The sequence below is a fragment of the Mesorhizobium sp. M5C.F.Ca.IN.020.32.2.1 genome (assembly GCF_004023105.1).
Classification (GTDB): domain Bacteria; phylum Pseudomonadota; class Alphaproteobacteria; order Rhizobiales; family Rhizobiaceae; genus Mesorhizobium; species Mesorhizobium wenxiniae.
Genome location: NZ_RZSX01000407.1, coordinates 1 through 5,489 on the forward strand (window position 1 = coordinate 1; position 5,489 = coordinate 5,489).

Below are 5,489 nucleotides of genomic sequence, written 5' to 3' on the forward strand. Positions count from 1 at the left end.
TGCCGTACACCACATGGACATTCTCCTTGGGTGCTCCAGAGAGATCCTGCAAAAAGCGGCGCAGTTCGCCGCCGTCGCCAGTACCGATCGTCGCTGAGGTGGCGACATATCGGATCTGGCTCGGCTCACGTCCAAAGGCGAGGGCTACTCGACGTAGAAGCAGCGAGAGCTCGGCAGCCTGCGCACCGATGTAGGAGTGCGCCTCGTCCAGGACGATGTAGTCGAGCGTGTTCTCCGATCGAGCCAGGATGGGCTCGTCCTTCTGCCGGATCAACATGTATTCGAGCATGGTGATGTTGGTCACCAGGACCGGCGGCGGGTCGTGTCGCAACGTCTTGCGGTCGAAGACCTTCCAAGGCTCGCTTCGTGCACGCGCAGAGCGCGTCTCCTCAGGCGTTTCTCCGTTGTAGAGGCAATATCGAAGCGCGCCGCCGAACGGCGCGAACCAACTCGCGAGCCGCTCCTCTTGGCTCGCGATCAGCGCGTTGAGCGGATAGAGCATGAGAGCACGCACACCCGTCAGCCGTTTGCTGCCTCCATCAGAGCTCTTGACCAGCCGATCCAATATGGGCGTCAGGAAGCACTCGGTCTTCCCAGAGCCGGTGCCGCTCGAAACGATGACCGAGACCGGGTCGTCAGTGCAGAGTTTCGACCAAGCCTCCACTTGGTGCGCGTAGGGCGGATAGGGCGATACTCGCCGAAGCGTCTCGACAGTCTTCGGATGAAGGAGGGATGGGTCGATGCCGTCCCAGCCTCGCTCTATGGGCAGCCATGGGAACGCGCCTTCGAGGTATGGCTCGGAAAGGAACGATCCTTTGTCGCCCGCTGCGGCGCCCAGTCTCTCGCGAAGGTGGCGTGCCAGATCGGTAGACTTCGGGCGGGCCATACCAACCACGGCATCGGCGGCCTCTATGGGAAGACGAGTGAGGAGACGTTCGAGTTCGATCATGCGTCACCCCCGGGAATGTGCGCGTTCGAAGAGGACTTCCACAACGGCCGCCTCGAAATAGTCGCGGTCGAAGAGCCATGCGGAGCGGCAAGCAGAAAGGTGGACGCGAGGCTCGATTTCCGACATTGCAACACCTGCGGCGACGAACGGAGCTGCGAGAACATCGGCGAAGGCGGAATCATATCGATTCCAAACGGCCACCGAGTTTTTCACCATGTTCGACAGGCCCAGCGAGCTCGGCGGTTGGCCGCCATCGCCGCGGCGCTTGACCAAGTCCTGAGCAAGAGCGTCGATACCGCCCGGTGTCCGACGACCGAGCCGTTGGGCAAACTCGTGTTGTGCGGCAATGGAGATGCCATTCAAAAGCAGCGCCGCCTGCACATGAACGCGAAGTGTGGGCTGAAGGTCGAGGGTCTCCACCAATCCCCGCGCGATGGCGGCGTCGCTCAAAGCGACGTCCTCTCCGAACTCGGCCAACCTCGTCGCCAGTCGTGCTCGTCGCGCACCCATGGCCGCGATCCAGTCCTCGATCGCGGACGTACACCATAGGCAAGGGAGCTCGCTCTGCAGCCGCAGGACTGCCTCACGTTCTGCGAACGAGTTGCATTCCGCGAGCACGACCACTGCGGTGCGGGGCACCCGCGCCAACGCTCGAAGGGCATCGACGGAGGCATATGGTATCTCCGCCTTGGAGGTGATCAGAGCGAGTTCGACCAAGCCACGCAATTCGTCGACCGATGGTTGGTTGTTCGAAAGATAGGCATCCAACGCGGCATCGCGCAGTTCGCGCGTTGGCTGGCGCAGAGCGAAGAGGAGTCCAGAGGGGGTAGGGACGCCAGCGGACGCCTCGAGGACCTTTGGACGAAGTCGCCGGCCATCCTGAGTCACGCCAGACAACAGCCAGGGCCCTTCTCCGAGGTACTCGCTCAGCCAGCTCACCATGGTACCCATGGGTGCCATCGGAGGATGGACGATCCCCGCTCGCGGCTCGGCCAGCGAAAATGCGCAAAGGTTTAGAGAGGCAACGTTCTTGGCCAACACGGCGAACGGAGAGCTGCTCTCGCGCAGCACGAGGGATTGGTCGAGGTCATACCAGCCGATCTCGGCGACCAATTCGGGACGGCCGGCCCAAGTCATGCGAACGAAAGCATCCAGCTCTTCACAGCCACCTAGTAGTTCGCGCACCAATTCGCCGAACGCGCTGAGCGGAACCAGACCATCCACCTGGCGCGTCGCGTAGGCTGGGCGCACCCCGAACCGTCGAAGTTCGAAGACCAGTGTCCAGGGATATGGGGTGAGGAGACGGTAGCCCGACAGCCGCCCCACCGACAGACGTCTGTTTGCGCCTGCACTGCCGTCCGGACCAAGCAGGATCGGTTCGGCAACTGGATCTGGAAGAGCCATCTCGAGGATGTTCGCCCATCGCAAATGCAGATGCAGCGTCCCCCCACGCGGAAGGTCCGTCAGGTTGATCACTGCTTCGTCAGCATCGCGCTTACTCGGAAGGGGTTTCGGTCCCGCGGCTCCGACCTGTGCTCCGGCCAGTCCTGAAAGTCGCAATGTTCTGTCCTTCGCATTCGGCTCGATGCGAAAGTTTGCGGGCACGACATCAGCACGGGCCCAAGCGACGAGTACGCCCCTTCGACGTATGGCGAGCTCCACTCTGCCGAGTGGTTCACGATCCTTGACCGGCGTCCAGTCGCGGGTACCAACGTGTCGCCAGATGAGGTCGCGATTGGGGACGGAGACCGCGGCATCGTCGTCGATGAGCCACGCGTTCGGGCATCCACGGAAAACGCGCTCGTCGACATTGCGCAGAAGGTCACCGAGGAGACTGAGCCGTGGCGCTTCTCTTTTTTCGGCGCCGGTTCGCCAAACCAATCGTTCGCCACCGATTTCGATCTCGGCGGTGCCACTGAACGCGATGAGCAGGCGATTACCATCGGCGAGCTTCCCGAGATCGAGCCGCTCTCCCTCGATGCGAAGCTGGCGCATGGCGGCGGGCTCGACACCCAGAACGAGCCAAGGAGATGGCGTCCGGACGGGCGACGCGCCGAGGACTAGGAACTCGGTCGCTTCGTGGAGCTCGGATACAGCATCGGAGGGCTCCAGCGCGATCACCGGACCTTCGCAGGGATCTCCGGCAAAGGCCGTGAATTCGGCGATCACTCCTTCGTTCGCAATCGCCTGCAATCGAAACTCCTCACCGAGGTCCAACACGAGATCGCAGCCCTGGACGAGAGGACGCACTTCCCAGATGTCCATCTGGTCGTCCGTGATACGCTCCAGAGCAGCCACCACGCGCCCCCGCTCCGCGAGCGCGCCACCCGGTCTCAATCGAACACGGCCCGATTGGTCTACGGCGACGCGAAGCTGGCCAGGAAGTTGACGATGATCCAGAGTTCCTTTCAGTGAGAGTTCAGCGAACGCCGCCCAACCGCTCTCGATGCGTCGCAGCCGCCGCACGACATCGAGCGCGCGGCTGTCCTGGCGTCGTGCCCGAACGAGGTCCTCGACGAGCTTGCGAACGTCCTGTTCCTCGAGATCGAACGGGAGCTCGGCGGGCCAGTCCGGGCGAACGCGACTCAACCTCTGGACTGCGTCCACGCCTTCAGGCCCTGGAGGCACGCTGGCGCGCAGGTCCACTATCGCTCGGCACAGTGACACCGCTGCGTCGAAGAGGATCTGAACGAGGCTCTCGGGCGCCCGCCAAGCTTCCGCTGCGACCGCCTCATCGGCGGCAAAGCCCGCCTCCATTGCCAGCACGCTTCTCCTGAGCCAGTTTGCGAGTCTGGGACCCTGGCGGACAGCGGAGGCCGGGAAGCCGGACTCGGCTATCACGGCCTGAAGGATCGCCAGCCCGCGTTTCGGCGACCGGCGCCAAACCCTCAGACCGGTCTCAGCCGCTTCCCGGAGGCTCGAGTATTGTATCTGCGCCGTCGGATCGTTGGCGCGATAGTGGATGTTCAGCGATCGAAGGGGATGAATCCAGTCCCAGTGGCCACCTTCTCGGATTCGCCTGAACCACTCGGCCGTGTATGCAACGAAGAGGGCGCAGCCGTGGCGGTCATGGACGAAGCGGGGCCCAGCAGTCCTGAGGGCATTCCCTGCAGCTTCGAATTCGGCGCGCGTGAAGCGATAGGCATGGAGAGGTCGCCCGTCCGGCTGCGCCAGCTCACGCGAACGCAGGAGCGAATCGTAGACAGTGCGAAGCATCGAGCGCGGCTCGTGCACATTTCCCCCCGAACAAACGGTGCCCTACTGCTAGCCTTCAAATTTTATACAGACCGTCAAGATAAATGGTCGAATGGTCCCAGATTGGTTTGTAGCTCGGCGCAGAGCGCGAGGGTGGGAAGGAACGAGAAGGCTTTTGGACTCGTCCTGCAGTCTTGGCGCCTCTACGGACCTGCGTGTCCGATAAAGTCGATATCGTTCCGATTCGTCGGTGTGTTCACTCGGAATCTACGTCGAGAAGGCTGACATGAGTCACGACAATATTCGAAGGAATGCTTCCGCCGCCGCTGAGCGGTTTTTTCGGCTGTATCATGCCCATTGTGTTGCCCCCGATCGCGACACGTTGTTTTCATTGCTCGAGGCGGCACACAGCCTGAACGACCGGCTGCAGATCAGGGAGGGGTTCGATTTCTTCGATTTGCAGGAATTCTCGGCGCTGAAATGCCTGAGAAACTTCTTTCATCACCATCAGGAACTGCGGCACGTCGTCAGGCTGATTCCGGTGGGCAACTATCCGGTCGTAACCGATCTGATGATCTTGTGCCTCATACCGAGAGATATCGTCGACAGTGCCGTCAATGAAACACGAGGTCGGCACAAAGAGGAGGCGCGGAGAGCATGCGAGGCCGTGTTTCACTGGTACGGCTCCGTTGTGAATATCAATCCCGCGCTGTTCAACTTTGTGGTCTCTGCCTATGAGCGCATAAAAGAGGCCGACATCTCGGTCACGGGCGACGCGTTCAGGGAATTTGAATCGAGCTATGCGTTCGAAGAGGATCACGGTCACGCCCATCGCGTCGATGGCAGACTTGGAACGCGTGCTGGCGACGTCGGCCAACTGCTCGCCGATATCATGAACACGAATGGCCTCTGATTGCTTCACCCTCGCCCTGATGGCGAGTTTTGGCTCTGCAAGAATTTGGATACCGCTGAACTCGCTATGGTGCTCCGGAAAGGTGGCTTGCTGCGCTGGGTATTCCCCGGCCTCGGATATCCGCCGATGATTTTTCGTGCCGCGGCCAAGGCGCAATCGCTGAATGCGCTCGGCCAGACTTATCTTCTGATCGGCAAGCAGAATGTCGTTCGCGTCGATCCACCCGAGTCGGAGAATCCGATCGGACTGGACGATGTGGCTCGAGCCCTGAATGATTTGCCGCGGCTCGCCAGATCGCACGCCGAGGCCACAGGCCACCACGTCAACCGGATATTCCTGGAAGACCCTGCCGACCGATACGTGAAATGCGCGATTGCCTGAAAATCTGCAATAGCTTGGCGCGAGCCTTCACGGTGATGTCGACATCGAGGG

Annotated in this window: 4 protein-coding genes; 2 read left to right on the forward strand and 2 right to left on the reverse strand. The window is 61.5% G+C overall.

Annotated elements, in window-relative coordinates; translation table 11 throughout:
* A partial coding sequence (locus EOA86_RS20125) for a DEAD/DEAH box helicase (protein WP_164891851.1) occupies nt 1–949 on the reverse strand: 949 nt, incomplete at its 3' end.
* Between the two features lie 3 nt (nt 950–952).
* The gene (locus EOA86_RS20130; protein WP_206630077.1) at nt 953–4,165 is read right to left on the reverse strand and encodes an STY4851/ECs_5259 family protein; all 3,213 of its coding nucleotides are present in this window, start codon (nt 4,163–4,165) and stop codon (nt 953–955) included.
* 265 nt (nt 4,166–4,430) lie between these two features.
* Here EOA86_RS20130 and EOA86_RS20135 point away from each other — a divergent pair, with 265 nt between their 5' ends.
* The gene (locus tag EOA86_RS20135; RefSeq protein WP_128343248.1) at nt 4,431–5,057 is read left to right on the forward strand and encodes a hypothetical protein; all 627 of its coding nucleotides are present in this window, start codon (nt 4,431–4,433) and stop codon (nt 5,055–5,057) included.
* Between the two features lie 126 nt (nt 5,058–5,183).
* The gene (locus tag EOA86_RS20140; RefSeq protein WP_206630078.1) at nt 5,184–5,438 is read left to right on the forward strand and encodes a hypothetical protein; all 255 of its coding nucleotides are present in this window, start codon (nt 5,184–5,186) and stop codon (nt 5,436–5,438) included.
* Nucleotides 5,439–5,489 lie beyond the last annotated feature (51 nt).